Origin of the sequence: Sphingomonas astragali, from assembly GCF_051400615.1 — a bacterium.
GTDB lineage: Bacteria > Pseudomonadota > Alphaproteobacteria > Sphingomonadales > Sphingomonadaceae > Sphingomonas.
In genome coordinates this window covers 844,165-866,138 of record NZ_JBLFFH010000001.1, presented here as the reverse complement: position 1 = coordinate 866,138, position 21,974 = coordinate 844,165, and the positions used below count along the sequence as shown (strand labels likewise).

23 protein-coding genes and 1 tRNA gene are annotated in these 21,974 nt (G+C 70.2%); 18 read left to right on the top strand and 6 right to left on the bottom strand.

The annotated features are described in order from the left end of the window. Positions 1-76 precede the first annotated feature (76 nt). Genes hemC through ACMGER_RS04360 form a run of 8 tightly spaced genes read left to right on the top strand, consistent with a single transcriptional unit; the run spans position 77 to position 6,949 of the window. Complete coding sequence (gene hemC / locus ACMGER_RS04395; protein ID WP_436810887.1) at positions 77-964, top strand: hydroxymethylbilane synthase; 888 nt, start codon at positions 77-79, stop codon at positions 962-964. Further along, positions 961-1,593 (top strand): uroporphyrinogen-III synthase, encoded by a 633-nt coding sequence (locus tag ACMGER_RS04390; RefSeq protein ID WP_436810886.1) that lies wholly within the window; start codon positions 961-963, stop codon positions 1,591-1,593. The genes hemC and ACMGER_RS04390 overlap by 4 nt, the downstream gene beginning before the upstream one ends. A gap of 31 nt (positions 1,594-1,624) precedes the next feature. Continuing rightward, complete coding sequence (locus ACMGER_RS04385) at positions 1,625-2,503, top strand: hypothetical protein (RefSeq protein WP_436810885.1); 879 nt, start codon at positions 1,625-1,627, stop codon at positions 2,501-2,503. A 13-nt stretch (positions 2,504-2,516) separates the two neighbouring features. Continuing rightward, a complete protein-coding gene (locus ACMGER_RS04380; protein ID WP_436810884.1) occupies positions 2,517-3,701 on the top strand; it encodes an acyl-CoA dehydrogenase in 1,185 nt (394 codons plus the stop codon). After that, on the top strand, positions 3,698-4,219 hold the full coding sequence (locus ACMGER_RS04375) for a GNAT family N-acetyltransferase (protein WP_436810883.1): 522 nt from the start codon (positions 3,698-3,700) through the stop codon (positions 4,217-4,219). Before ACMGER_RS04380 ends, ACMGER_RS04375 begins: the two co-directional genes overlap by 4 nt. Next, positions 4,219-4,677, top strand: coding sequence for a GreA/GreB family elongation factor (locus ACMGER_RS04370; protein WP_436810882.1), 459 nt, complete (start codon positions 4,219-4,221; stop codon positions 4,675-4,677). Before ACMGER_RS04375 ends, ACMGER_RS04370 begins: the two co-directional genes overlap by 1 nt. After that, positions 4,674-5,786, top strand: a complete 1,113-nt coding sequence (locus ACMGER_RS04365; protein WP_436810881.1) for a CaiB/BaiF CoA transferase family protein — start codon at positions 4,674-4,676, stop codon at positions 5,784-5,786. The genes ACMGER_RS04370 and ACMGER_RS04365 overlap by 4 nt, the downstream gene beginning before the upstream one ends. Positions 5,787-5,788: 2 nt before the next feature. Next, on the top strand, positions 5,789-6,949 hold the full coding sequence (locus ACMGER_RS04360; RefSeq protein ID WP_436810880.1) for an FAD-dependent oxidoreductase: 1,161 nt from the start codon (positions 5,789-5,791) through the stop codon (positions 6,947-6,949). Here the strand turns inward: ACMGER_RS04360 and ACMGER_RS04355 are convergent, their stop codons facing one another. The 3 genes from ACMGER_RS04355 to ACMGER_RS04345 form a co-directional block, all read right to left on the bottom strand. Next, positions 6,950-7,744 carry a DUF72 domain-containing protein gene (locus ACMGER_RS04355; protein ID WP_436810879.1) on the bottom strand — a complete coding sequence of 265 codons (795 nt, stop codon included), beginning with the start codon at positions 7,742-7,744 and terminating at the stop codon, positions 6,950-6,952. Beyond that, entirely contained in the window at positions 7,741-8,193 is a 453-nt protein-coding gene (locus ACMGER_RS04350; protein WP_436810878.1) for a DUF2147 domain-containing protein, read from the bottom strand. The genes ACMGER_RS04355 and ACMGER_RS04350 overlap by 4 nt, the downstream gene beginning before the upstream one ends. Positions 8,194-8,457: 264 nt before the next feature. Further along, positions 8,458-8,532: transfer RNA gene (locus ACMGER_RS04345), tRNA-Gly, on the bottom strand. Between the two features lie 163 nt (positions 8,533-8,695). Between ACMGER_RS04345 and ACMGER_RS04340 the strand changes: the two genes are divergently transcribed. From ACMGER_RS04340 to ACMGER_RS04325, 4 genes are read left to right on the top strand one after another with little or no spacing between them, the layout of a single operon-like run. After that, complete coding sequence (locus ACMGER_RS04340) at positions 8,696-9,592, top strand: tetratricopeptide repeat protein (protein ID WP_436811670.1); 897 nt, start codon at positions 8,696-8,698, stop codon at positions 9,590-9,592. After that, positions 9,589-10,194 (top strand): LON peptidase substrate-binding domain-containing protein, encoded by a 606-nt coding sequence (locus tag ACMGER_RS04335; protein WP_436810877.1) that lies wholly within the window; start codon positions 9,589-9,591, stop codon positions 10,192-10,194. Before ACMGER_RS04340 ends, ACMGER_RS04335 begins: the two co-directional genes overlap by 4 nt. After that, entirely contained in the window at positions 10,191-10,403 is a 213-nt protein-coding gene (locus ACMGER_RS04330) for a Trm112 family protein (protein ID WP_436810876.1), read from the top strand. Before ACMGER_RS04335 ends, ACMGER_RS04330 begins: the two co-directional genes overlap by 4 nt. Positions 10,404-10,457: 54 nt before the next feature. Then, the gene (locus ACMGER_RS04325) at positions 10,458-11,990 is read left to right on the top strand and encodes an aminoacyl--tRNA ligase-related protein (RefSeq protein ID WP_436811669.1); all 1,533 of its coding nucleotides are present in this window, start codon (positions 10,458-10,460) and stop codon (positions 11,988-11,990) included. A gap of 71 nt (positions 11,991-12,061) precedes the next feature. On the opposite strand, the gene glpD is transcribed toward ACMGER_RS04325, so the two are convergent. Beyond that, positions 12,062-13,183, bottom strand: a complete 1,122-nt coding sequence (glpD, locus tag ACMGER_RS04320) for a glycerol-3-phosphate dehydrogenase (RefSeq protein ID WP_436810875.1) — start codon at positions 13,181-13,183, stop codon at positions 12,062-12,064. 206 nt (positions 13,184-13,389) lie between these two features. Between glpD and ACMGER_RS04315 the strand changes: the two genes are divergently transcribed. Next, the gene (locus tag ACMGER_RS04315; protein WP_436810874.1) at positions 13,390-15,681 is read left to right on the top strand and encodes a ribonuclease R family protein; all 2,292 of its coding nucleotides are present in this window, start codon (positions 13,390-13,392) and stop codon (positions 15,679-15,681) included. A 35-nt stretch (positions 15,682-15,716) separates the two neighbouring features. Here the strand turns inward: ACMGER_RS04315 and ACMGER_RS04310 are convergent, their stop codons facing one another. Beyond that, positions 15,717-16,880 carry a saccharopine dehydrogenase family protein gene (locus ACMGER_RS04310; RefSeq protein WP_436810873.1) on the bottom strand — a complete coding sequence of 388 codons (1,164 nt, stop codon included), beginning with the start codon at positions 16,878-16,880 and terminating at the stop codon, positions 15,717-15,719. A 188-nt stretch (positions 16,881-17,068) separates the two neighbouring features. Here ACMGER_RS04310 and gorA point away from each other — a divergent pair, with 188 nt between their 5' ends. From gorA to ACMGER_RS04295, 3 genes are read left to right on the top strand one after another with little or no spacing between them, the layout of a single operon-like run. After that, positions 17,069-18,415 carry a glutathione-disulfide reductase gene (gene gorA / locus ACMGER_RS04305; protein ID WP_436810872.1) on the top strand — a complete coding sequence of 449 codons (1,347 nt, stop codon included), beginning with the start codon at positions 17,069-17,071 and terminating at the stop codon, positions 18,413-18,415. Between the two features lie 36 nt (positions 18,416-18,451). Further along, positions 18,452-18,694: a type II toxin-antitoxin system ParD family antitoxin gene (locus ACMGER_RS04300; RefSeq protein ID WP_436810871.1), complete on the top strand. Its 243-nt coding sequence runs from the start codon at positions 18,452-18,454 to the stop codon at positions 18,692-18,694. Next, on the top strand, positions 18,684-18,983 hold the full coding sequence (locus tag ACMGER_RS04295; RefSeq protein WP_436810870.1) for a type II toxin-antitoxin system RelE/ParE family toxin: 300 nt from the start codon (positions 18,684-18,686) through the stop codon (positions 18,981-18,983). The genes ACMGER_RS04300 and ACMGER_RS04295 overlap by 11 nt, the downstream gene beginning before the upstream one ends. On the opposite strand, the gene ACMGER_RS04290 is transcribed toward ACMGER_RS04295, so the two are convergent. Then, complete coding sequence (locus ACMGER_RS04290) at positions 18,980-20,227, bottom strand: dicarboxylate/amino acid:cation symporter (RefSeq protein ID WP_436810869.1); 1,248 nt, start codon at positions 20,225-20,227, stop codon at positions 18,980-18,982. The two genes, ACMGER_RS04295 and ACMGER_RS04290, sit on opposite strands and share 4 nt — an antisense overlap. An 81-nt stretch (positions 20,228-20,308) precedes the next feature. On the opposite strand from ACMGER_RS04290, the gene glmM reads away from it, so the two are divergent. Both glmM and ACMGER_RS04280 read left to right on the top strand, forming a co-directional pair. Further along, positions 20,309-21,649, top strand: a complete 1,341-nt coding sequence (gene glmM / locus ACMGER_RS04285) for a phosphoglucosamine mutase (protein ID WP_436810868.1) — start codon at positions 20,309-20,311, stop codon at positions 21,647-21,649. Next, the gene (locus ACMGER_RS04280) at positions 21,649-21,876 is read left to right on the top strand and encodes a DUF1272 domain-containing protein (RefSeq protein WP_436810867.1); all 228 of its coding nucleotides are present in this window, start codon (positions 21,649-21,651) and stop codon (positions 21,874-21,876) included. The genes glmM and ACMGER_RS04280 overlap by 1 nt, the downstream gene beginning before the upstream one ends. Positions 21,877-21,974 lie beyond the last annotated feature (98 nt).

The window sequence follows — 21,974 nt, the reverse complement described above, 5'->3', positions numbered from 1 at the left end:
GGGCGGTCTTTCCTCCTAGGCGGGAGGAAGAAAGGAAAGGCCGGGCTTCGACAAGCTCAGCCCGAACGGTTTGGCTGTGGGTTCAAGAATCAAGCTCGGCACCCGCGGATCGCCGCTTGCGCTCGTCCAAGCCGGATTGGTGCGCGACGCGCTGGTCGCGGCGCACGGCTGCGCGATCGACGTCGTGCCCGTGCGCACCACCGGCGACAAGGTGCAGGACCGCGCGCTCGCCGAGATCGGCGGCAAGGCGCTGTGGACCAAGGAGCTCGACCGCGCACTGCTGGCCGGCGAGATCGATTGCGCGGTGCACTCGATGAAGGACGTCGAGACGATTCGTCCGCCCGAGATCGTCATCGCCGCGATGCTGGAGCGTGCCGACGTGCGCGACCGGCTGGTGGGGACGGCGTCCTTTGACGATCTGCCGCACGGCGCCCGTATCGGCACCAGCTCGCCGCGCCGCGCGGCGCAGGTGCGGCGCATCCGCGGCGACCTGCGGCCGGTGCTGTTTCGCGGCAATGTCGACACCCGTCTCGCCAAGCTGGCGGCGGGCGAGGCCGAGGCGACGCTGCTCGCTGCCGCTGGGCTCGGGCGGCTCGGGCGCGACGACGTCGGCGTGGCGATCCCGCTCGAGACGATGCTGCCGGCGCCGGCCCAGGGCGCGGTCGGGATCGAGGCGCGCACCGGCGATTCCGCGATGCTGGAGCTGCTGGCGGCGATCGGCCACCGCGACACCGAGGCGTGCGTCCATGCCGAGCGCGCGCTGCTCGCCGCGCTCCACGCCGATTGTCACTCGCCGGTCGCGGTGCTGGCGCGGATCGGCACGGGCGGGCTGACGATCGACGCGGAGCTGCTGGCCGAGGACGGGAGCGACTCGGTGCGGCTGTCGGGGCGCGACCCGGTTGCGCTGGCGGCGGCGCTGCTCGCTGCCGCGCCGCCGGCGATCGCCCGGCTGTTCGGCGCGTGACGCGGCCGCTCGCGGTGCTGCGGCCGGATCCCGGCAACGCCGTCACCGCCGCGCGGATCGAGGCGGAAGGGCTGCGCGCGATCCGACTGCCGCTGTTCGCGGTGATGGCGGTCGCATGGAAGGCGCCCGATCCGGCGCGCTATGATGCGTTGCTCCTCACCAGCGCCAACGCGATCCGCCACGGCGGAGCCGAGCTCGATCGCCTGCGCGCGCTGCCGGTCGTCGCCGTCGGCGACGCGACCGCGGCGGCGGCGCGGGATGCCGGGTTCGAGGTGCGCGAAGTCGGAACCGGCGGAGTCGAGGCGATCGTCGCGCGGTCGATCGGCGTGCGGCTGCTCCATCTCGCCGGGCGCGACCATAGGGATGCCGGCGTCGACGCGATCACGGTCTATGCCAGCGATCCGCTCGCCGTCGATCCGACGCCGCTGCTGGATAGCGTCGCGCTGGTCCATTCGGCACGTGCCGGCGCCCGGCTGGCGGAGATCGCTCCGGACCGCAGCCGCATCTCGATCGCCGCGATCAGTCGGGCGGCAGCCGATGCTGCGGGGGCCGGTTGGGCCGCCGCCGCCGCCGCCGACATGCCCACTGACGCGGCGTTGATCGCCGCCGCCCGCACGCTCTGCGATTGACGCGCGTGCCGCCGGTGCCGATAAGCCCGGCATGACCGGCGAGACCCCGTCCCTCGCGGCTCCGCCGCGGCGCCGCAGCGGCTGGCCGCTCGCGATCGCGCTGATCGCCGCCTTCGTGCTCGGCGTGATCGCGGTGATCTGGGCCGGCCCCGCGATCGAGCGCTGGCGCAGGCCCGCGCAGCAGCCGATCATCGTCGACCCTTCCGCCGCCGCGCCGTCCGTCCCTGCTGCGGTCGCGCCGATCACGATCGAGGGCCTCGCCGCGCGCGAGGCGGCGCTCGACATGCAGCTGCGCGCGATCGAGGCGCGCTTGGCGGCCGCAGACGCGGCGTCGCGCACCTCCGCCGGCAACGCCAGCCGCGCCGAGCGGCTGCTGATCCTGTTCGCGGTGCGCCGCCGGCTCGACAGCGGCCGGCGGCTCGAAGGCTACGAGCCGCTGCTCCTCACCCGCTTCGGCGCCGATGCCGGATCGTCGGTGGCGACGGTGATCGCCGCCGGGCGTTCGCCGGTGACGCTGGAGGACCTGCGCGAGGCGCTCGACGCGATCGCGCCGCGGCTCACCCGCGGCAGCATGGGGGATGGCGTCGGCCGGGCATTGTGGCGCGAGCTCACCAGCTTGGTCGTGCTGCGGCACGAGACGACGCCGAGCCCGCGTGCGACCGACCGGCTCGCGCGTGCGCGCCGGATGCTCGATGCGGGTCAGGTCGAGGGCGCGCTCGCCGAAGTCTCGCGGATGCCCGGTGCGCCCGCGGCGAAGAGCTGGACCGATGCGGCGCGGCGCTATGTCGGCGCGCGCGAGGCGTTGAACGCATTGGAACTCGTCGCGCTCGGTCCGGCCAAGGCGGTACCGCCTCCGCCTCCGCCGGCAGCGGCGGAGCCCGATCCCGGCGTCGCGACGCCGGCGAACTGATTAGGAGAGTGCAATGGCCGAGATGGGCCGGTTCGACTGGCAGGATCCGTTCGCGCTCGACGCGCAGCTCACCGACGAGGAGCGGATGGTGCGCGATGCAGCCCGCGCCTATGCGCGCGAGAAGCTGCTGCCGCGGGTGACGAGGGCGTTCCTCGACGAGAGCTTCGATCGCGAGATCATGCGCGAGATGGGATCGCTGGGCCTGCTCGGGCCGACGATCTCGCCCGAATATGGCGGCGCCGGCCTCGGCTATGTCGCCTATGGCCTGGTCGCGCGCGAGGTGGAGGCGGTCGATTCGGGCTATCGCTCGGCGATGAGCGTGCAGTCGAGCCTCGTCATGCACCCGATCAACGCTTATGGCACCGAGGCGCAGAAGCGGAAATACCTCCCCGGCCTCGCCACCGGCGAGCTGGTCGGCTGCTTCGGCCTGACCGAGCCCGACGCCGGCTCCGACCCCGGCAGCATGAGGACGCGCGCGGAGAAGACTGCGAACGGCTATCGCCTGACCGGCTCGAAGATGTGGATCACCAACTCGCCGATCGCCGACGTGATGATAGTGTGGGCGAAGAGCGACGCGCATGGCGGCGGGATCAGGGGCTTCGTCCTAGACCGCGGCCTAACCGGCCTCTCGACCCCGAAGATCGAGGGAAAGCTATCGCTGCGCGCCTCGATCACCGGCGAGATCGTGATGGACGGCGTCGAGGTCGGCGAGGACGCGCTGCTGCCCGAGGTGCAGGGGTTGAAGGGCCCGTTCGGCTGCCTCAACCGCGCGCGCTACGGCATCGCCTGGGGCACGATGGGTGCGGCCGAGTTCTGCATGGAAGCGGCACGGCAGTACACGCTCGACCGCCAGCAGTTCGGCCGCCCGCTCGCCGCGACCCAGCTCGTCCAGCTGAAGCTCGCCAACATGGAGACCGAGATCGCGCTCGGCCTCGGGGCGGCGCTGCGTGCCGGCCGCATGTTCGACGAAGGCACGCTCGCGCCCGAGGCGATCTCGCTGATCAAGCGCAACAATTGCGGCAAGGCGCTCGACATCGCCCGCGTCGCCCGCGACATGCACGGCGGCAACGGCATCTCGGCCGAGTTCCACGTCATCCGCCACGCGATCAACCTCGAGACGGTCAACACCTACGAGGGCACGCACGACGTCCACGGCCTGATCCTCGGCCGTGCGATCACCGGGATCGCGGCATTTTGACGCCCGACCGCCAGCCGGTGCTCGAAGGCGAGCTCGTCCGTCTCCGGCCGAGCGTGCCGGAGGACTGGGACGCGCTCTACGCCGTCGCCTCCGATCCGCTGGTCTGGGAGGTCCACCCCGCGCACGATCGCTGGCAGGAACCAGTGTTCCGCGCCTATTTCGACGGCGGCATCGCGTCGGGTGGCGCGCTGACGATCGTCGACAAGGCCACGGACCAGGTGATCGGGTCGAGCCGGTTCGACAATTGGAATCCCGAGCGCGACGAGATCGAGATCGGCTGGACCTATCTCGCGCGCAGCCACTGGGGCGGCACCTATAACCGTGAGATCAAGCGGCTGATGCTCGATCACATCCATTGCTACGTCGGAACCGCGGTGTTCACCGTCGGCGAGAGCAACATCCGATCGCGCAAGGCGATGGAGAAGATCGGCGGCGTGCTCCGTCCCGGCACCGTCGACCGGCCGATGGCCGGCGAGATGAAGCCGCATGTCATCTACGAGATCCGAAAGCCCGCGTAATGAGTGTCGCGTTCCGTCGCGAGAGCGACGACGAGCATAAGGAACCCGCGTTCGAGCTGCCGATCCCGGTCGGGCCCAACCTGGTCACCCCGCGCGGGCTCGAGCTGCTCGCGGCCAGGGACGCCGAGATGGCGGCCGCCGTCGCCGCGGCGACCGACGAGGATGAGCTGAAGCGGCTGAGGCGCGAGCAGCGCTATTGGGCGACGCGCCGCGCCACCGCAGAGCTCGCCCCGCCGCCCGAGCCCGGCGTCGCCGGGATCGGTTCCGAGGTGGTGATCCGCCGCGCCGGCGCCGAGCAGCGCTTCCGCATCGTCGGCCATGACGAGGCCGATCCCGCCGCGGGGCTGCTCGCCTTCACCGCCCCGCTCGCCCGGGCTGTGATGGACGCGGAGGCCGGCGACCGCGTCGATTTCGGTGGCCGCACGGAGGCGATCGACGTGGTGAGCGTCGCGCCGTGAAGCCGCTCGCAGGGATCAGGGTCGTCGAGCTCGCGCGGATCCTTGCGGGTCCGTGGTGCGGGCAGCTCCTCGCCGATCTCGGCGCCGAGGTGATCAAGGTCGAGCGTCCAGGCGCGGGCGACGACACCCGCCATTGGGGCCCGCCTTTCCTCCACGACGCCGAGGGCCGCAACCTCGACGCCGCCTATTATCACGCGACCAACCGCGGCAAGACCAGCATCGCCGTCGACATCGCCACGCCCGATGGCCAGGCGCGCGTGCGCAAGCTGGTCGCGGATGCCGACGTGGTGATCGAGAACTACAAGGTCGGCGGCCTCGTCAAATACGGCCTCGACCACGCCAGCCTCAGCCGGATCAACCCGCGGCTCGTCACCTGCTCGATCACCGGCTTCGGCCAGACCGGCCCCTATGCCCATCGCGCCGGCTACGACTTCATCATCCAGGGCATGGGCGGGATCATGTCGCTGACCGGCGAGCCCGACGGCGCGCCGCAGAAGGCCGGCATCGCCTATGCCGACATCTTCACCGGCGTCTATGCGGTGGTGGCGGTGCTGGCGGCGCTCAGGCGTCGCGACGTCACCGGCGAGGGCGCGCACGTCGACATGGCGCTGCTCGACACGCAGGTGGCGGTGCTCGCCAACCAGGCATTGAACTGGATGGCGTCGGGCAAGGTGCCGCACCGGATGGGCAACGGCCACGCCAATCTCGCCCCCTATCAGGCCTTCGCCTGCGCGGACGGCGAGCTGATCGTCGCGGTCGGCAATGATTCGCAGTTCGCGAAGCTCAACGAGGTGCTGGGACTTGACCTCCACCGGGACGACCGCTTCGCCACCAATCCCGGCCGCGTCGCCAATCGCGACGCACTGATCCCGCCGCTCGCCCGCGCGATCCTCGACTGGCGGAAGCGCGACCTCGCCGACGCGCTGGAGGCGAAGGGCGTGCCGGCCGGCCCGATCAACACGGTCGCCGAGGTGTTCGCCGATCCGCAGGTGGTAGCGCGCGGGATGCAGGTGGTGCTGGACGGGCTTCCCGGCGTCGCCAGTCCGATCGTGATCGACGGCGAGCGCATGGTAGCCGACCGCCCCAGCCCGCCGCGCGCCGACCGTTGACGATGCGGCGGCTGGAGGTCGCGGTTGCCGGCTGCGGCGTCGCCGGGCTCGCCGCGGCGCTGCTGCTCCGCCGCGACGGCCATCGCGTCACCCTGTTCGAGCGGTTCGCGGAGCCGGGGCCGCTCGGATCGGGGCTGATGATCCAGCCGACCGGCCAGGCCGTGCTGCGCGCGATGGGCGCCGAGGCCGCGGTGATCGCCCATGGCGCACGGATCGACCGGCTGGCCGGCGAGGCCGGCGGCAGCGGCCGCACCGTGCTCGACGTCCGCTATGCCGCGCTGGGGCGGGCCGCCTATGGCATCGGCATCCATCGCGCCACCTTGTTCCACATCCTCTACCGGCTGGTGCTCGCCGAGGGCATCACGCTCGAGGCCGGCCGCACCGTCCAGTCCGCCGGCGAGGGCCGGCTGCGTTTCGCCGACGGGTCCGATGCGGGGCCGTTCGACCTGATCGTCGATGCGCTCGGCGCGCGCAGCGTGCTGGCGGGGGAGCCGGCGCGGACGCTGCCCTATGGCGCGTTGTGGGCGAGCGTGCCGTGGCGCGGTGATTTCGACCCCCATGCGCTGCAGCAGCGCTATCGCGCGGCCAGCGTGATGGCCGGGGTGTTACCGATCGGCACGCCGCCGGGCGCGGCGGCGCCGCAATGCGCCTTCTTCTGGTCGTTGCGCGGCGATCGGCTGAGCGCTTGGCGCGCCGACGGTCTCGAGCTGTGGAAGGCCGAGGTGGCCAGGCTGTGGCCGGCGACGCAGCCGCTGCTCGACGCGATCGATACGCCCGAGCAGCTCACCTTCGCCCATTATGCCCATCGCACGCTGGCGCGGCCATGGGCTCCCGGGCTGATCCACATCGGCGATGCCTGGCATTCGACGAGCCCGCAGCTCGGCCAGGGCGCCAACATGGCGCTGCTCGACGCCTATGCCCTGGTGCTGGCCCTGCGCGCGGGCGATCCGGCGCAGGCGATCAGGCTGCGGCGCGGCCATGTGCGGCTCTATCAGGCGATGAGCGCGCTGTTCACGCCGGTCTACCAGTCCGATGGCCGGCTGCTCCCGTTGCTGCGCGACCGGCTGGTGGGGCCGCTGTCGAAGCGCTGGCCGGCGACGCGGCTGCAGGCGGCGATGGTGAGCGGACTGGTCGGCGATCCGTTGAAGACGCTCGGACTCTGATCAAAGCCGCGTGATCAGCGCCTGCGCCGCCGCCGGATTGCGGACCTTCGCGCCGGCGATCATGAAGATGAAGGTGTCGCGCGGCGTCTTGGCCGGCGCATCGGCGACATAGGGCAGCCCGTCCGGCTGGCCGCCGGCTGCCCAGGTCTTCGCCGCCTCCGCCCAGCGATCGAGCTCGGCGGGGGGATAGCCGGCGGGCTCCTCCTCCACTGCCGTCTCCAGACGGACGTAGACGAGGTCGCCGCTCACGTCGGCGATCGCGGGATAGTCGTCCGACTTGGCATAGACGATCGCCACCCCGGCCTTGCGGCACAGCTCGACGAACGCCGGCACCGCGAAGCTCTCGTGCCGCACCTGCACGGCATGGCGGAGCGGCACGCCGTCCTGCTTCGCCGGCAGCAACTTCAGGAAGGCGCCGAAATCCTCGGGATCGAATTTCTTGGTGGCCATGAACTGCCACAGGATCGGCCCGAGCTTGGGCCCCAGCTCGACGATGCCCTGTCCGCAGAAGCGCGCGATCGATTCGCCCGCCTCCGCCAGCAGCTTGCGGTTGGTGCAGAAGCGCGAGGCCTTGACCGCGAACATGAAGTCGTCTGGCGCGACTTTCGCCCATTCGGCGAAGCTGGCCGGCTTGAAGGTCGAGTAATAGGTGCCGTTGATCTCGATCGCGGTGACGTGGCGGCTGGCATATTCCAGCTCGCGCTTCTGCGGCCATTTGTCGGGATAGAAGGTCCCGCGCCACGGCTCGAACGTCCAGCCGCCGATGCCGACCCGGATGGCCCCGGCTGCGGTCACTGGACGCGCACCCAAGTCGTCGTCTTGCAGATCAGCCCGCCCAGCACGCAGCCCTTGCCGAGCAACCTGTCGTCGCTCGTCACCGTCAGGTGGCCGGAGAAGGTGCGGTTCATATCGGGCACGAACACCTTGCCCTTATAGCTGCCATTGCCCAAGGCGCGAAATTCGCGGAAGATCGTCGTACCGACGAGCTGCTCCGTACCGCCACGGCGCGCGTCCGCCTCGGCTTTCTCGCTCGCCCAGCTCACGGTTCCGCACACCAGCTCGCCGCACGCATGGGTGCGGATATGGACGGTGTCCTTCTTGTTGCGCCATTCGCCGGCGATGGTGCCGATGCCCTCCTCCGCGCGGGCGGTAGCCGGGGCGGGCGTCGTGGTCAGCAGCACCGCCGATGCGATGGTGGCGACCATCCCCGACCGCAGCCCGTGGGTGCGATCGATGTCCGTCATCGTTCCAAACTCCTGCGGCGTGCCGTCATCGGCGCGCTTCGTGATTCGGCCGCTGTGGGGCAGCCTCACGCTTGCCATCGCTCGAACGGTGGCGCGGTTTGGCGACGGTATGATGACGTTGAATGGGCACTTGCGGCCAGATTGCGGCAGCCGCTGAGGGATTCGAACCACGCGCGTAGCCCGGCGGGCGGAGCGCCAACAAAGGACTCGAGGAGTTCGAGCGAGCGCGTGCCGGAGAAGGAATCGTGTCTCCAAGCGCGGAAATGGAGCGGGCGAAGGGATTCGAACCCTCGACCCCAACCTTGGCAAGGTTGTGCTCTACCCCTGAGCTACGCCCGCTCGGCGCCAGTCCCGCGGAAGAACCCGTGGGCGGGTAAGGCGGCGGCCTCTAACAGCGCTCCGGGACGGGCGCAAGTCCCGAAAAGGCTTGCCCGATCCGCCTCGGGGCCCACATAGGCGCCTTCGAGGTCGAAAGGAGCGCCGATCCGTGGCTACGCTAGGTCTGTCCCCGCAGGAGAAGGACGCCGTCGAGGCATTCCGCCGCGATGTCGTCGAGCCGTCGATGACCAAGCTGGTCATCATCGATTTCTGGGCGGAGTGGTGCGGGCCGTGCAAGGCGCTGGGGCCGGTGCTGGAGAAGGTCGCGGCCGATTACGCCTCAAAAGGCGTGGTCCTCGCCAAGATCGACGTCGACGCGAACCAGTTCATCGCCGCCCAGTTCCAGGTGCGCTCGATCCCGACCGTCTATGCGATGTTCCAGGGCCAGCTCGCCGCCGACCTCACCAACGCGCGCACCGAATCGCAGCTCAAGGCGATCCTCGACCAACTGCTGCGCCAGCTCCCCATCCAGAGCGACGATTCGCAGCAGGAGGCGGAGCTCGAGCCGCTGATCGCGATGGGCGAGGAGGTGCTGGCGGGCGGCGATTCGGCGCGCGCGCTGTCGATCTTCGACCAGCTCGCCGAGATGGCGCCGGAGCATCCCGCGGTGATCGCCGGCCGTGCCCGGGCGCTGGTCGGCCAGGGCCGGCTCGACGACGCCGAGGCTGCGCTCGCCGATCTGCCCGAGGACGCGGCGAAGAGCGCCGAGGTCGCGCGCGCGCGGTCGGCGATCGATCTCGCCAGGGTCACCGAGCCGGTCGATGATCTCGCCGGCCTCGCTGCGGAGGTCGCTGCCAATCCAGAAGATTTCGACGCGCGGATGCGCCTCGCCGGCGGGCAGATGGCGGCAGGCGATCGCGATGCCGCCGCCGATACGCTGCTCGCGCTGGTCGCCGCCGACCGGGAGTGGAACGAGGGCGCCGCGCGCAAGCAGCTCCTCCAGCTGTTCGAGGCGGTGGGGCTGGAGGATCCCTGGGTCGCCGCCCAGCGCCGCAAGCTCTCCGCGATCCTGTTCGGGTGAGCACGCGGCTGACGATCTTCCCCCTCGCCGGGGCGATCCTGTTTCCGCGGATGCTGCTGCCGCTCCACATCTTCGAGCCGCGCTATCGGGCGATGGTGACCGATGCGCTGGCACGCGACCGGCGGATCGCGATGATCCAGCCGCGTGGCAAGGGCGAGCCGCCGCCGCTGTTCGACATGGGCTGCGTCGGTCGCATCGTGGATGTCGAGGCGCTGCCCGACGGGCGCTTCGACATCGTGCTGGAGGGACTCGCGCGGTTCCGCATGTTGCGCGAGCTCGATGTCACGACCCCGTTCCGCCAGATCGAGGCGGAGCTCGAGGCGCCCGGTGCGGCGGAGGCGCTGGCGCCGGCCGAGCGCGCCGCGATCGAGAGCGAATCGCGCCGTTTCGCCGACCTGCACGGCTATGCGGTCGACTGGGAGGCGGTGAACCGGCTCGACGACGAGAGCCTGATCAACGGCATCGCCCAGATCGCGCCGTTCGATCCTGCGTCCAAGCAGGCGCTTCTCGAAGCGGCGACGCTCGGCGAGCGAGCGCGGCTGATCGTCCAGCTCATGACCTTCTTCGGCCGTCACGACGAGGATTCGGGGACGCTGCAATGACGATCGGCCCGTGGCTGCTCGAACGCCTCGTCTGCCCCGCGACGCGCACGCCGCTGCGCTGGGACGAGGCGGCGGGCGAGCTGGTCTCCGATGCGGCGGGCCTCGCCTATCCGGTGCGTGACGGAACGCCGGTGCTGCTGGTCGAGCGAGCGCGGATGACGACGGAACCGGGGGGCACGGCCCTTCTCCGACCGGAAGGTCGATCTTGATCTGACGATTCGATGCTGGCGCGACCGGGCGGGTTCGCGCTATCCGCCGCCGCCATGATCAAGCACGCCCTTCCCGTCACCCGCGCCGACGATTTCGCGCAATGGTATCAGGCCGTCATCACCGAAGCCGACATGGCCGAGGATTCGGGCGTGCGCGGCTGCATGGTGATCCGGCCGTGGGGCTACGGCATCTGGGAGCGGATGCAGCGCCAGCTCGACGACCGTATCCGCGCGACGGGGCACGAGAACTGCTATTTCCCACTGTTCATCCCGCTGTCCTATTTCGAGAAGGAGGCGGAGCACGTCGAGGGCTTCGCCAAGGAGATGGCGGTCGTCACCCACCACCGGCTGATCGCTGACGGCAAGGGCGGGCTGATGCCCGATCCCGAGGCGAAGCTCGAGGAACCGCTGGTGGTGCGGCCGACCAGCGAGACGGTGATCGGCACCGCCTTCGCGCGCTGGGTGCAGTCGTGGCGCGACCTGCCGGTGCTCATCAACCAATGGGCCAACGTCGTGCGCTGGGAGATGCGCACCCGCATGTTCCTGCGCACCGCCGAGTTCCTGTGGCAGGAGGGGCATACCGCGCACGCCAGCGCCGAGGAGGCGCGCGAGGAGACCCTCAGGATGCTCGAGGTCTATCGCAGCGTCGCCGAGGAGTGCGCCGCGATCCCCGTGATCGCCGGCGAGAAGCCCGAGCACGAACGCTTCCCGGGCGCGGTCTCGACCTATTCGATCGAGGCGATGATGCAGGACGGCAAGGCGCTGCAGGCGGCGACCAGCCATTTCCTCGGCCAGAACTTCGCGCGCGCGCAGGACATCAAGTTCCAGAACTCGGCCGGCGAGCTCGAGTTCGCCAACACCACCAGCTGGGGCATGACCACGCGGATGATCGGCGCGATGATCATGGTCCACGGAGACGACGACGGCCTGCGCGCGCCGCCGCGGATGGCGCCGTGGCAGGTGGTGATCGTGCCGATGCTGCGCGACGTGCCCGAGGACGAGGCGGTCGTCGCCTATTGCCGCGAGCTCCACGCCGAGCTCGCGAAGCTCGGCGCGTTCGGCGAGCCGGTGCGCGTGCTGCTCGACCTGAAGCCGATCAAGGCCGCGACCAAGCGCTGGGGCTGGGTCAAGAAGGGCGCGCCGATCGTGATCGAGGTCGGCGGGCGCGACGTCGCCGGCGGCAACGTGTCGGTGATCCGTCGCGACCGGCTGTATCGCGAGGACGGCAAGCTCGACAGCCGCGTGACGGCGCGCAGCGCGTTCGTCGGCGAGGCGGCGGGGTTGCTGGAGGACATCCAGGCCGTGCTGTTCGCCGAGGCCAAGGCGCGGCTGGACGCGGGGATCGTGCGCGGCCTCGACAGCTTCGAGGCGATGGCCGCTTGGTTCGAGGGGCAGGACAATCCCGGCTGGGCCGAGGTCGCCTGGGCGCGTCCGACCGGCGCCGAGCTCGAAGCGGCGGTGGAGCGGCTCAAGCCCCTCAAGCTCTCCATGCGCAACGTGCCGATCGGCCAGGGCGCCGTGGAAGGGACCTGCATCTTCACCGGCCGGCCGGCGGTCGAGCGCGTGCTGGTGGGGCGGGCTTATTAGCCCAACCCCTCACCCTCCCGCGACCTCCGGCGGCTCCTTCCCTCTCCCAAAGGGAGAGGGACAGTGGGGCTTTACGGCAGCGGCCGATCCCGACTGACCGGGGTGGGCCAGCCGAGCTTGGCCAGCGCGTCCTCGGCGAGGCGGCGGGCGGTGGTGATCTTGCCGCCGAACACGCTGAGCAGCGGCGGGCCATCCTCGTCGAGCTCGAGCACATAATCGCGCGTCACCGCCTTCGCCTCGCCCGCGCCGTCATCGTAGAGCGGGCGGACGCCGGACCAGCCACCGATCACGTCTGCCGGCGCAATCCGGCGGCGGAAGTAGCGGTTGGCGGCGGCGCAGAGATAGTCGACCTCCTCCGCGTCGATGCGGGCGGCGTCGGGGCGCTCGACCGGCACGTCGGTGGTGCCGATCGCGGTGTCGCCGCGCCAGGGGATGGCGAACACCACGCGGCGGTCGGGCTGCTGGAGCAGATAGGCGTGGTCGCCCTCGTAGAGCCGCGGCACGACGATGTGGCTGCCTTTGACCAGCCGCAGGCGGGCGCGGCCGGCGACGCCGAGCCGGCCGCGCAGCCCGCCGGCCCAGGGGCCGGTCGCATTGACAAGGATGCGGGCGCGGACTTCGCTGCCGTCCGACAGCGTGGCGGTCCATCCGTCCGCGCCACGCCGCGCCGAGATCAGCTCGGTGCCGGTGCGCACCTCGGCGCCGCTCGCCACGGCGTCCGCGGCGAAGGCGCGGGTCAGCGCGGCGTCGTCGACCATGGCGTCGGAATAGACGAAGCCCTTGGGCCCGGTGGCGAGTGGGGCCAGATAGGCGCCGTCGTCCGCCTTGAGCGACCGCGCACGCGGCAGGCTGCTGCGCCCGCCGATCGCGTCGTAGAGCCACAGGCCGAGCCGTACCATCCACGCCGGCCGCGGGGCGTGGACGTGAGGCAGCACGAAGCGCACGCCGCGGACAAGGTGCGGCGCCAGCCTCAGCAGCCGCTCGCGCTCCTTGAGCGCCTCGCGCACCAGCTTGAAATCATAATATTCGAGGTAGCGCAGCCCGCCATGGATCAGCTTGGTCGAGGCCGATGAGGTATGGGCGGCGAGATCGTCGCGCTCGACCAGCAGCACGCTCGCGCCATGCAGCGCCGCCTCGCGCGCGATCGCGCAGCCGTTGATCCCGCCGCCGACGATCAGAAGGTCGCAGGTCACCCGGGGGAAACCCGCAGAAAACCGTCGAAGGTCACGAAAGTCATGGGTGGAATTGGGGCGCCTGAACCTCGCGTCATCGCCTCAGCGATGCGGCATCGGCCGGGCGCTGGCAAGCTCCCGTCTCGCGGCATGACCGCCTCATATGATGCGGATCAGCGTCAAGCGGATCGGGGTGACTGAGCCGGCCTGAAGCCTTATCTCGGGGCATGGCCAAGCGCACAGGGCTGCCGACGCGGCAGCAGATCCTCGATTTCATCGCCTCGTCGGACCAGCCGGCGGGCAAGCGGGAGATCGCGCGGGCGTTCGGCCTCCACGGACAGGACAAGATCGCGCTCAAGGCGCTGCTCAAGGACATGGGCGACGAGGGGCTGATCGATGCCGGCCCCGGCCGCGCCTTCCACGCGATGGGCGGGCTGCCCAAGGTGACGGTGCTGCGCGTGGTCGACGTCGACGACGGCGGCAACGTCTGGGCGCAGCCCGAGCGCTGGGAGGCGGAGGGCGTGCCCGAGCCACGCCTGCGCGTCCGCGAGCGCAAGCATGGCAGGCTCGGCGTCGGCGACCGTATCCTCGCCCGGACCGAGGAGGCGGGGAAGGGCTGGATCGCCCATCCGATGAAGACGCTCCCCAGGGCGTCCGAGACGATGATCGGCGTGCTGCGCGAGGAGGGCGGGCGGCTGTTCCTTCAAGGCGTCGAGAAGAAGGAGCGGCGGGATTTCCTCGTCTCCGATGCCGGCGGCGCGGAGCCGGGCGACCTGGTGATGGCGGAGAAGGCGGGCCGTCCGCCGCGGATGACCGCGCGGGTGGTCGAGCGGCTTGGCGATCCGTTCGCCCCGCGCAGCTTCTCGCTGATCGCGATCCACCGGCACGAGATCCCGCATGTCTTTTCCGAAGAGCTGCTCGACGAGGCGCGGCGGGTGGCGGAGCAGCCGCTCGGCGAGGACCGCGAGGACCTGCGCCATCTCCCCATCGTCGCGATCGACCCCGTCGACGCGCGCGACCATGACGACGCGGTCTGGGCCCGGCCGGACGACGGTGGCGGCTGGGACGCGATCGTCGCGATCGCCGACGTCAGCTTCTACGTCCGGCCCGGCTCGCTGCTCGACCGCGAGGCGCGGCGGCGGGGGAACAGCGTCTATTTCCCCGACCGGGTGGTGCCGATGCTGCCCGAGGTGCTCTCCGCCGACGTCTGCTCGCTCAAGGAGGGCGTGGATCGCGCGGCGTTGGCTTGCCATTTCAAGGTGAGCAAGACCGGTGCGATCAGCGACTTCCGCTTCACCCGCGCGGTGGTGCGGATCGCCGCCAACATCGCCTATGAGGATGCGCAGGCGATCATCGACGAAAAGCCCCTCCCCTTCAGGGGAGGGGTTGGGGTGGGGGCTATCCGCGAGCCGGACCGCCTGCCGCACTCCCCCACCCCCAACCCCTCCCCTGAAGGGGAGGGGCTTGATTTACGCAGCGTCCTCGCCCCCCTCTGGGACTGCTGGCGCGCGCTTTACGCCGCGCGGGAGAAGCGCGAGCCGCTCGACCTCGACCTGCCCGAGCGGCGGGTGGTGCTCGACGAGAAGGGGCGCATCCTGTCGGTCGCCCCGCGCGAGCGGCTCGATGCGCATAAGCTGATCGAGGATTACATGATCGCCGCCAACGTCGCCGCCGCCAAGGCGCTGGAGGCGAAGACGCTGCCGGTCATGTACCGCATCCACGAGCCGCCCGCGCGCGAGAAGCTGGTCGCGCTCAAGGACTATCTCGCCACCTTCGACGTCGAGTTCGCGCTCGGGCAGGTAATCCGGCCGGCGACCTTCAACCGCATCCTCGACCGGATCGGCGACGCCGAATTCCGGCCGCAGGTAATGGAGCAGGTGCTGCGCACCCAGACCCAGGCCTATTACGGGCCGCAGAATGCGGGGCATTTCGGGCTCGGGCTCGGCAGCTACGCGCATTTCACCTCACCGATCCGCCGCTACGCCGATCTCCTCGTCCATCGCGCGCTGGTGGAGGGTTATCGGCTGGGGCCCGGCGGACTCACCGCGGAGGAGGTCGCCAGTTTCGAGCGGATCGGCGAAGGCATCAGCCAGCTCGAGCGCCGCGCGATGGAGGCGGAGCGCGAGACGATCGACCGCTATGTCGCGGCCTATCTTGCTGAGCATGTCGGCGAGGTGATGGAGGCGCGCATCACCGGGGTGCAGAGCTTCGGCTTCTTCGCGACGGTGGACGGCGTCGGCGGCGACGGGCTGGTGCCGGCGCGCGACCTCGGCAGCGAATATTACCGCTGGGACGAGGCCGGGCAGCGGCTGGTCGGCGAGCACAGCGGGACCGAGTTCGCGCTTGGCCAGCGGCTGGAGCTGAGGCTGGTCGAGGCCAATCCGGTGTCGGGCGCGCTGCGCTTCGAGCTGCCGGAGGGGAAGGGGGCGGCGGGCGGCGAACGCAGCGAGCGGCCGAAGCGCGTGCTCAAACGGCGCGGACGGCCTGCCAATATCCGGCATCAGGGAAGGAAGCGGTGACTCTTAGCCCCTCCCCTGAAGGGGAGGGGCTTCAGCTAGGCCGTGAACGTCAGCCCCGCATTCTCCTGCAGCCGCTTGCGGAGCGGCGCCGCCATCAACCCGCCTGGCGTGTAGATCCCGCCCTCGCCCTCGACATCGCGGATCAGGCAGAGCGCGCTCTCCGCGATCATCTTGCTGGTCGAGCCGTAGCCGGGGTCCCTGTCGCCGGTGACCACCGCGTCGATCCGTTCGCCGCCCGGCAGCTCGCCGATGAACAGCAGGTCGTAGAAGCCCGTATCGCGCTCCTCCTTCGACGGGCCCTCGCCCGGCTTGGGACCGTCGTCGCCGGCCATCGGGTTGAACTTCGCCATCGCCTCCGCCGCGGCCTTGCCGAGGTCGCCGAGGCCCGGCGCGATCATCATCTCGTCATAGACGAAGTCAGTGCCATAGACATGGCCGAGCAGCGCGTTGGTGCGGTGGACGTTCTTGGTGTTGATAGGCGCCATGATGAACGGCGCCAGCCAGGCGTTGAGCGCGCCGTCATATTCGGGAATCAGTCCCTTGGGCTGCTCGGGACCGCGGAAGCCGGGCGTCAGCGCGAACGGATCGACCAGCAGCTTGAGGATCGACGGGTCCCTGGCCGCGGCCAGCATCGTCGCCTTGGCGCTGGCGAAGGTGCCGCCGGAGAAGCTGCCTTTCATCTGGCGGACGCGGCCCTTGACCCGCGGCGCCGGCCGCCCGAACCGTGCCTTCGCCGCTTCCTGCAGCGTCCACACGCCGAGGTCGAACGGGATCGAATCGAACCCGCAGGAGAAGACGATGCGCGCCCCGCTCGCTTTCGCCGCCGCCCCGTGCGCGTCGATCATGTGGCGCATCCAGGCGGGCTCGCCGCACAGGTCGACATAGGAGGTGCCGGTCGCGGCGCAGGCGGCGACCAGTTCGCTGCCGTGGAGCTGGTACGGGCCGACGGTGGTGATCACCACCTTGGCGCGGCTCGCCATGGCGCGGAGCGCGGCGGGATCGTCGGCATTGGCGGTGACCAGCGGCGTGTCGGCCGGCGCGCCGATCCCGTCGCGCACCTCCTGGAGCTTGGTGAGCGAGCGGCCGCCCATCGCCCAGGTCACGCCGCTGCCGGCGCCGTAGCGCTCCGCCAGATATTCGGCGACCAGCCGGCCGGTGAACCCGGTCGCGCCGTAGACGATGATGTCGAAGTCGCTCATGGCCCTCTCCTCTTTCCGCATCAGCGTCGCGCATCGGGCGCTGGCGCGCAAGCCGGAGGGTGCCTAGATCGCTGATTGCAAAGCCCCTCGTCCGTTCGGGCTGAGCCTGTCGAAGCCCGACTGCGCGACCGCACGGTCGCCCTTCGACAGGCTCAGGGCGAACGGAGGATCTGGAAGGACAGTCTCACATGGCCGGGTACGACTATGATCTTTTCGTCATCGGCGCCGGCTCAGGCGGTACGCGTGCGGCGCGGGTTTCGGCGGCGCACGGGGCGAAGGTGGCGATCGCCGAGGAATATCGCGTCGGCGGCACCTGCGTGATCCGCGGCTGCGTGCCCAAGAAGCTGCTCGTGTTCGGCGCCCATTTCGCCGAGGACCTCAAGGACGCGCGCCGATTCGGCTGGAACGTGCCCGACTGCGATTTCGAATGGACGACGCTCCGCGACAATGTGCTGAGCGAGGTCGACCGGCTCAACCAGGCCTATACCCAGACGCTGACCAACAACGGCGTCGAGATCATCCACCAGCGCGCCACCGTCACCGGTCCCCATGGCGTGCGCCTCGCCGACGGGCGCGAGATCAGTGCGAAGGTGATCCTGATCGCCACCGGTGCGCGGCCCGATGTCCCGAGCTGTCCCGGCCACGAGCACGGCATCACCTCCAACCAGGTCTTCCACCTCGACGCGCTGCCGAAGCGCGTGCTGATCGCGGGCGCGGGCTATATCGCCAACGAGTTCGCCGGCATCTTCCACCAGTTCGGCAGCAAGGTGACCCTCATCAACCGCACCGACGTGATCCTGCGCGGCTATGACGAATCGATCCGCGACCGGCTGCTGCAAATCTCGATGATGAAGGGCATCGACTTCCGCTTCCACGCCGAGTTCCGCGGCATCACCAAGGACAAGGACGGCTGCCTGACGGTCGAGATGACCAACCACGAGCCGATCACCGTCGACTGCGTGCTGTTCGCCACCGGCCGCGTGCCGAACACCGGCGACCTGGGGCTGGAGAGCGCAGGCGTCGAGCTCGACGCCAAGGGCGCGGTCAAAGTCGACGAGGACAGCCGCTCGACCTGCCCCAGCATCTATGCGGTCGGCGACGTCACCAACCGCATCCAGCTGACGCCGGTGGCGATCCGCGAGGGCCATGCCTTCGCCGACACGGTGTTCGGCGGCAATCCGTGGCGGGTCGACCACGACGGCGTGCCCCATGCCGTGTTCAGCCACCCGCCGATGGCCGGCGTCGGGCTGACCGAGGGCCAGGCGCGACAGAAGCTCGGGTCGGTCAAGGTCTATCTGTCGGACTTCCGCGCGATGAAGAACGTGCTCGCCGGCCGCAACGAGCGCGCGCTCTACAAGATGGTGTGCGACGGCGTGACCGATCGGGTGGTCGGGCTCCACATGATCGGTCCGGACGCGCCCGAGATCCTCCAGGCTGCGGCGATCGCGGTGAAGGCGGGGCTGACCAAGGCCGATTTCGACGCGACGGTGGCGCTCCACCCGACCATGGCGGAAGAGCTGGTGCTGATGCGGTAGCCTTTACAAATCTGCCCGGATTTGTAGGATACATCCATGGCCCAGATCAACCTTTCGGTGCCCGATGGCCTCCGCGCCTGGATCGACGCGCAAGTAGCGGGCGGGCGCTATGCCAGCCCGAGCGATTATCTCCGCGACCTGATCCGGCGTGATCAGGATCACACCGAAACGCTCGCGCGACTCCGGGCGGCGCTGGATGCCGGTCGCGCGTCGGGAACGAGCGATAGGACGCTGGACGACATCTACCGCGCGCGTTTCAGCGGGCGCGATGCGGCTTGAGCGTAGTCGCACTGCCGACCGCGACCTCGACGAGATTCTGGCCTATAGCCTGCTGCGCTTCGGCGAGGCGACGGCACGGGACTATTTCTTCAGCTTCGCCGACGCTTTCGGACTGCTCGAACGGCACCCGCACGCGGGCGAGGCCGTCGACGACATCCAGCCGGGCGTGAGGCGACTCAAGCACCGGCAGCACCGCATCTTCTACGAGATCGAGCGCGATCGCATCTTTGTCCTGCGCATCCTTCATCATGCAATGGCGCTGGACGATCGCTTCGACGATCTCGGCTAACCATTCTCCGCGATCAGCGCATCGGTCTCCCCCGCCGGCCCCGCATCCGAGCGTCGCGCGATCGTCGCGGTGACGGCGACGTCCATCGTGACGTTGCCGACCGTGCGGAACAGGTCGGGCACCGTCTCCACCGCGACGAGCAGGCCCAGCGCCTCGATCGGCACGCCCATCGCGATCGCGACCGGCGCGGTCGAGGCGATGAAGCTGATCGTGCCGGGCAGGCTCACCGATCCCATCGTCGTGATCGCGGCGGTGGCGATGCCGGCGGCGAGTTGGGCGGGGCCGATCGGTACCCCCAGCCAGTGCGCGACGTAGAGCGCGACCGCGAGGTTCATCGCCGGGCTGGTCGCGCGGAAGATCGCCACCGCGATCGGCAGCACGATCCCCGAGACGCCGGCGGTGGCGCCGAGCGCCTCGCTCGCGCGCAGCATCGTCGGCAGCGTCGCGAGCGAGGATTGCGTGCTGATCGCGACCGCCTGCGCCGGCGCCACCGCACGCGCGAAGCGGACCAGCCCGACCCGCGCGCCGATCATCGCCAGGGGATAGGCGAGGATCAGCACGATCAGCCCGATCGAGGAGACGATCATGATGTAATGCGCCAATGCGCCGAACGCCGCCGCGCCGGTGCGCGCGCCGACGCCATAGGCGAGCATCAGCACGCCGATCGGCGCCAGCTTCAGCACCCAGCCGATGATGACGATCATCGCGTCGGCGATCGCCTGGAACAGCTTGGTGAGCGTGGTGCGCGGCTCCGGCGGGAGCTGGGTGATGGCGAAGGCGAACACCAATGCGAAGACGGTGAGCGGCAGGAAGGCGTCGCCCGCCGCTGCCGACACGACATTGGTGGGCACGATCGAATCGAAGAAGGCGACCAGCCCCGGCACCTCGCCGACCGGCCTGGCGCCCGACAGCGATCCGCCGAGCGCCCGCGCCCAAGCGGCCGGCAGCGGCCACAGGCGCAGCAGCAACGGCATCACCAGCGCCGACATCAGCGTGGTCGTCCACAGGATCGCGACGAACATCACCAGTGCGCGCGCCGCGATCCGGCCGGCGCGCGCGGCCTCGGCGCCGGCGGCGACGCCCACCACCAAGAGTGCCACGATCAGCGGCACGATCACCATCTGCAGCGCGTGCAGCCATGCCGCGCCGATCGGATCGGTCACATGCAGCGCCGCCGCGGCGATGTCCGGGGCGAGCGAGGCGCCGGCGATGCCGGCCAGCAGCCCGACGACCAGGGCCAGCAATATTCGAGTTGCCTGCGACATGCTCGCGATTGGCCTCCGGTCACGCTATTGGTCCGACGACGCAAACCGACGGGACGTGCAATGGCAAGGAAATATTTCGGCACCGACGGAATCCGGGGACTGACCAACGTCGCCCCGATGACCGCCGAGATGGCGATGAAGGTGGGGATGGCCGCGGGCAAGCACTTCCAGCACGGCGACCACCGGCATCGGGTGGTGATCGGCAAGGACACGCGGCTGTCGGGCTATATGCTCGAAAGCGCGATGGTGGCGGGGTTCACCTCGGTCGGCATGGACGTGGTGCTACTCGGGCCGATGCCGACCCCGGCGGTGGCGATGCTGACCACCTCGATGCGCGCCGACATCGGCGTGATGATCTCGGCCAGTCACAATCCCTATTCGGACAACGGCATCAAGCTGTTCGGGCCCGACGGCTACAAGCTCTCCGACGAGGACGAAGCGGCGATCGAAGCGCTGCTGGCGAGCGATGTGGCGCTGGCGGCCGCTCCCGACATCGGCCGCGCCCGCCGGGTGGAGGATGCGCGCGGGCGCTACATCCATTTCGCCAAGTCGACCTTCCCCGACGACCTGCGCCTCGACGGGCTCAAGGTCGTGATCGATTGCGCCAATGGCGCCGCCTATCAGGTCGCCCCGTCCGCACTGTGGGAGCTGGGCGCCGAGGTGGTCGCGATCGGCGTCGAGCCCAACGGCAAGAACATCAACGACCAGGTCGGATCGACCGCGCCGGTCACGTTGCAGGAGACGGTGGTCGCCTCCGGCGCGGCGATCGGCATCGCGCTCGACGGCGACGCCGACCGGCTGATCGTGGTCGACGAGACCGGCGCGATCGTTGACGGCGACCAGCTGATGGCGACGATCGCCGGCGGCTGGGCGCGGCAGGGCCGGCTCGCGGGCGGCGGCGTGGTGGCGACCGTCATGTCCAACCTCGGGCTGGAACGGCATCTCGCGGCGCAAGGGCTGGGGCTGGTGCGCACCGCGGTCGGCGACCGCCATGTGCTCGAGAAGATGCGCGCCTTGGGCTACAATGTCGGCGGCGAGCAGTCGGGGCACATCATCCTCTCCGACTATGCCACCACCGGCGACGGGCTAGTGGCGGCGCTGCAGGTGCTCGCCGAGCTCCAGCGCGCCGGCGCGCCAGCCAGCGAGGTGCTGCATCGCTTCGATCCGCTGCCGCAGCTCCTCAAGAACGTCCGCTTCAAGGGCGGGCAGCCGCTGGAGGCCGAATCGGTCAAGGCGGCGATCGCCGAGAGCGAGGCCGAGCTCGACGGCGGCGGCCGGCTACTCATCCGCAAGTCGGGCACCGAGCCGCTGATCCGCGTGATGGCGGAGGGCGAGGACCGCGCCCAGATCGAGCGTCTGGTCGACCGCATCTGCGCCGCGGTGCAGAAGGCGGCCGCCTGATGCTGGAGATGCGCCCCGATTGCGAGCGCTGCGGCGTCGACCTGCCGGCCGACCAGGCGGGGGCGTTCATCTGCTCGTTCGAATGCACCTTCTGCGCCGGATGCGCCGAGGCGATGGACGACGTTTGCCCCAGTTGCGGCGGCGAGCTGCTCGACCGCCCGGCGCGCGTAGGCGAGGCACTCCGACGGCATCCGGCATCGACCGAGCGCAAGTTCAAAGAATCATGAGCGCATCTCACCGCCATGTGCTCCTGCGAAAGCAGGAGCCCGGGATCACGAGGGCATCGCTTGCGACTCTGGGCTCCTGCCTTCGCAGGAGCACAAGG

Excerpts from the sequence above, each read along its gene's own strand:
- glmM (WP_436810868.1), top strand. The coding sequence starts at position 20,309 with ATGGCAAGGAAATATTTCGGCACCGACGGAATCCGGGGACTGACCAAC.
- ACMGER_RS04310 (WP_436810873.1), bottom strand. The coding sequence starts at position 16,880 with ATGAGCGACTTCGACATCATCGTCTACGGCGCGACCGGGTTCACCGGC.
- ACMGER_RS04330 (WP_436810876.1), top strand. The coding sequence starts at position 10,191 with ATGACGATCGGCCCGTGGCTGCTCGAACGCCTCGTCTGCCCCGCGACG.
- gorA (WP_436810872.1), top strand. The coding sequence starts at position 17,069 with ATGGCCGGGTACGACTATGATCTTTTCGTCATCGGCGCCGGCTCAGGC.
- ACMGER_RS04370 (WP_436810882.1), top strand. The coding sequence starts at position 4,219 with ATGAGTGTCGCGTTCCGTCGCGAGAGCGACGACGAGCATAAGGAACCC.
- ACMGER_RS04350 (WP_436810878.1), bottom strand. The coding sequence starts at position 8,193 with ATGACGGACATCGATCGCACCCACGGGCTGCGGTCGGGGATGGTCGCC.
- ACMGER_RS04385 (WP_436810885.1), top strand. The coding sequence starts at position 1,625 with ATGACCGGCGAGACCCCGTCCCTCGCGGCTCCGCCGCGGCGCCGCAGC.
- ACMGER_RS04300 (WP_436810871.1), top strand. The coding sequence starts at position 18,452 with ATGGCCCAGATCAACCTTTCGGTGCCCGATGGCCTCCGCGCCTGGATC.
- ACMGER_RS04315 (WP_436810874.1), top strand. The coding sequence starts at position 13,390 with ATGGCCAAGCGCACAGGGCTGCCGACGCGGCAGCAGATCCTCGATTTC.
- ACMGER_RS04325 (WP_436811669.1), top strand. The coding sequence starts at position 10,458 with ATGATCAAGCACGCCCTTCCCGTCACCCGCGCCGACGATTTCGCGCAA.
- ACMGER_RS04380 (WP_436810884.1), top strand. The coding sequence starts at position 2,517 with ATGGCCGAGATGGGCCGGTTCGACTGGCAGGATCCGTTCGCGCTCGAC.
- ACMGER_RS04280 (WP_436810867.1), top strand. The coding sequence starts at position 21,649 with ATGCTGGAGATGCGCCCCGATTGCGAGCGCTGCGGCGTCGACCTGCCG.
- ACMGER_RS04295 (WP_436810870.1), top strand. The coding sequence starts at position 18,684 with ATGCGGCTTGAGCGTAGTCGCACTGCCGACCGCGACCTCGACGAGATT.
- ACMGER_RS04360 (WP_436810880.1), top strand. The coding sequence starts at position 5,789 with ATGCGGCGGCTGGAGGTCGCGGTTGCCGGCTGCGGCGTCGCCGGGCTC.